Source organism: Lacinutrix sp. (assembly GCF_023299985.1).
Taxonomy (GTDB): Bacteria; Bacteroidota; Bacteroidia; order Flavobacteriales; family Flavobacteriaceae; genus Lacinutrix.
Map to the genome: position 1 here is coordinate 1 of NZ_JALZVX010000222.1, position 3,801 is coordinate 3,801.

The 3,801-nt window shown below is 29.1% G+C and carries 4 protein-coding genes; all 4 read right to left on the reverse strand.

The genetic code is table 11. The features are described from left to right. Window positions 1–195 (reverse strand): hypothetical protein (locus tag Q0C58_RS11800; RefSeq protein ID WP_290701824.1); only part of this gene is annotated, 195 nt, incomplete at its 3' end. Window positions 196–234: 39 nt separating this feature from the next. Beyond that, window positions 235–1,563 (reverse strand): hypothetical protein, encoded by a 1,329-nt coding sequence (locus Q0C58_RS11805; RefSeq protein ID WP_290701826.1) that lies wholly within the window; start codon window positions 1,561–1,563, stop codon window positions 235–237. A 39-nt stretch (window positions 1,564–1,602) separates the two neighbouring features. Beyond that, window positions 1,603–2,550, reverse strand: a complete 948-nt coding sequence (locus Q0C58_RS11810) for a tRNA-dihydrouridine synthase family protein (protein WP_290701830.1) — start codon at window positions 2,548–2,550, stop codon at window positions 1,603–1,605. Between the two features lie 399 nt (window positions 2,551–2,949). Beyond that, window positions 2,950–3,801 (reverse strand): CocE/NonD family hydrolase C-terminal non-catalytic domain-containing protein (locus tag Q0C58_RS11815; protein WP_290701833.1); only part of this gene is annotated, 852 nt, incomplete at its 5' end.

Consider the following 3,801-nt stretch of genomic DNA (forward strand, 5'->3'; position numbering starts at 1 on the left):
GTTGTTTTCAATAGCTAAATCGAATAGTTTTTTAAATGTTTTTTTACTGAATAACTCCAGAATAACCTCAATACCTAAATCCATTTGAAAGGCAGAAATGCCTTTAGTATTTAAAAACCCTTTTAAATATGCAGTTGCAGGATAAGGTGTGTTTAATTGGGTAAAAGGTGGTGTTATTAGTAAGAGGTCTTTCACAAAAGATATTTTGAATGTATTAATAAAAGTATAGTAAAATTACTCTTTATAGAGCCAGAATGGAATTGTTGCAATTAGTTTTTGTTTTAAAGAGTCATTCTCCATATTTAACCTATAAACTTCTAAATCGTGCTTACCATCTTCAATTTGTTTTAGGCTTACTACAGATTCAAAACCATCTTGATTTGTGTTATGTTTTGTGAATACAAATTCAATGTTATTAAACTCTAAACTATCGATTTTAAAACTATAAATCTTAGAAAGCGTTTTTATATAATCTATTCTTAAAGAATCTATTTTTTGTTTTTGTTCTTCCTTTTTGGTCGAAACAAAAATGTTAGTACTTATTCCACGTAAATCTTCTTCTGGTTTTAAGGCTTCATTATATTCAAAAATCGCATCTTCGATAACTTTATGTTGCTTAATAAATATTGGTAAATAATGTGTTGTAATTATTTTTGAAGGAATAGATGCATTACTAACAAACATGTCTTTTTTAATAATCTCATCATCATAATTTAAAATATTTGCTATAAAAGTACTTGAAGCATCACTGCTTGATAAATAGTTAGATTTTATAAAATTAAAAGAACCTAGCATGCTAATTAAAAAATATAGAGGAATTAAAATGTAGCTTAAGCGTTTTCCGAATTTGTTGTCTAAAAAGTTGTATACTAATGGTCTATATAAAAACGATAACATTAAGTAGCTAAATACCCAATAAAACGGAAAATAAACTTTTGCCAACCATTTATTTCTTTTTAAATAGCCTTGAGTTAAAAAGTCTATAAATGTAAAAAGCATTCCTAAAAGAATAAATACCATTAATACAATACCTATAACAAAAAGAACAATATGTTTATTTTCATGGTCTTTTAAAAAAAAGTATGCAATAGCAGTAATTACTCCAGTGATTATAAAAAAGGAAATAAGATAAAAAATAAGTAGAAATGCAATAGCAAAAAGTACACTACAATAATCCTCTAATTTTGAAATGTACTTATCAAACGATCCTATTTTTTTTCTTAAGTAATTATCAAACTTAGGTCTGTAATTTAATTTTTCGTAATTAATATCGCCAGAGACATAACGTAAACCTAAAGCTCCAATCCATAAGCCTCTTAATATTACATGCAATAATAAAGTAGTTAATAATATTGAACAAGCAAAAAGGGCTATTACAAAAATTATAATTTTAATAGTGTTACTATCATTTTGAGCCATTGTGAATGAATCATTCAATGGTTCGAAAACTTGAGTTAAACCATAAATAGAAAATCCAGAAATGATAAGCTCTAGTTGCCAGCTTTCTTGCTGTAGTTTATCTAACCATTCTTTAAAGCTTTTAGATTTATAATCATTCTGCATGTTTTTTATTTTGATTGGTTTATGTAAATATAATTTAAATTATTTTTCATTGCTCAAAATACTAGCAACCGCTTTCTTGTATTTTATAGGATTACCAGCTTTTTTTATGGCTTTGTATGTTTTTTGCGGATTTGAAAACGACTGAGAAAAGAACTCCCAAAAGCCTAACATTTTCATTTTAATTGGTGTTGGTCCAGATAAGTATTCGTCGTATTGTTGGTAAATGGTATCATGAAATTCACTAAAAATATCCCAACGGTTTTTAGGATATTCTGTGGTGTTATTTTTAATCATGCTTGGTAAAAAAGGATCTGCAATTAATCCACGACCAATCATAAAATGATCTATACTTGGAAAACGTGCTTCTATGTTTTTAAAAGCAGCAACACTAGTAATATCTCCATTGTAATAGAGTTTGTGTTTTGTGCTTGTAATACAACGCTCGAAAGCGTCTAAATCTACAGGTCCTTTATATAATTGTTTGCCAATACGAGCGTGAATAGCAATGTTTTTAAGCGGATAATTATCTAGAATAGGAAAGGTGTCTAAAATTTCTTCAGTGTGTTCGTAACCCATTCTCATTTTCATGGAAACTGTAATGTCACTTTCGTTATGCGCTTTTTTTAAAATGTCGTTAATTTTATTAGGATTACAAATTAGTCCAGAACCCATTCCAGATTTTGTAACCATAGGATAAGGGCAACCTAAATTCCAATTCAATTCTTTATAGCCTAAACTTTGCACATATTTTACCACGAATAAAAATTCGTCTGGATCTGCTGTCATTACTTGTGGTATAACTTCTAAAGTGGTATTGTTTTCTGGTTGTAAATCGAGTTGATAAGAATTCTTGATTTTTAACTTTCCATTTAATCGAATATATGGTGCATAAAAAGTATCGATACCACCAAAATAGTGATGAAACGCATTACGAAACCTAAAATCGGTAAAGCCTTGTAGAGGAGAAGAAAGTAGTGTTATTGACATCTAAAAGTTTAGTTTGGCAAATATAGTTTAAAAACAAAAACCACTTCTGTTAGGAAGTGGTTTTAAATAGTTGCTTTTCTATTTTTTTTAAATACAAATAGAAAATAATAATAAGGCAAATTAGCAAAGCAATAATAATATAGTTTTTAAAGCTGCCTTGTTTTTTTCTAATAATATGGTTGCCTCTTTTACTGTGTTTATGAGATTTTTGGTGAATATCTTCGAAACCCAGATTACTATAATCTAGAATAATTTCACTTTCACCATTATAGAAATCTGAATTATTATCTAAGTTATCTGCAATGTTTTTAGATTCTTTAAGTCCAATTTTAGTTTGATTTCTAATGTATTTAAAGCTTGTAAAGCTAATTCATATTATTAACTAATACTCTCATACTATTACTTAGTTGCTTTATTTAAAGCTTCTAATCCACCAACAACAGGTAAAGTTAGACTTGTTTTGTCTAAATCTATAGTTAACTCAGTTCCAGGTTTTGGATGTAATGTAAATTCTTTATCACTAGAAAAAATAATTAATCCTATTTGTTGTCCAGCGCGAATAATTTGATCGTCTGGTTGTAATTTAAAAGTAACATCGTAAAATTCACCTTTTTTAAGAGGCTCACTTTCTCTTAAAGATTTATGGTTTTGTGGGTCTGCCCAACCACGTGTAATAATATTATCTGTAATTACTTTAGCATTATCCTCGTAAGGTAAAGACACCATGATAATAGATAAATTTGCAGCCGCTTTACTACTAGATAAACTTATAGTTACTTCGCTTTCTCCAGAAAGGTGAAGCGCTTCTTTTAATATTGGAGTTGCATATAATAATCTATTGTTAGAGTTTGCTGCTTGTGCGTGTTCTTTAGCCGAAATATTAAAATCGTCAACCAAAGTTTCTGTTTTTTGTCTTTTGCTTTGCGTAGTCGATAAAACTCCAGTTGCGTTTCCACCTTTATTTAAATAAAGCGTTACGTTTTTAGCATCAGGATTTGGATACGCATCATAAGCTGTTGGTTCGCTCATTTTATCATTTTCTCTAACAATCCAAGCTTGTTTATCGTTTTCAACACCATTATCAATACCATGTAAATAATGTGTAAACCAACGGTTCATCATTTTCATTGGAGGAGGTCCACCATGTCCATTTTGGTGGTAAAACAACTGTGTTGGTAAACCCATTGCTTTTGCTTTTTGGTAGATTCTATTACTATGTTCTGGCATAACATTCCAATCGTTAAAACCATG

Bases quoted from the DNA above. Each gene is read 5' to 3' on its own strand.
- Q0C58_RS11810 (WP_290701830.1), bottom strand. From the start codon at position 2,550: ATGTCAATAACACTACTTTCTTCTCCTCTACAAGGCTTTACCGATTTT.
- Q0C58_RS11805 (WP_290701826.1), bottom strand. From the start codon at position 1,563: ATGCAGAATGATTATAAATCTAAAAGCTTTAAAGAATGGTTAGATAAA.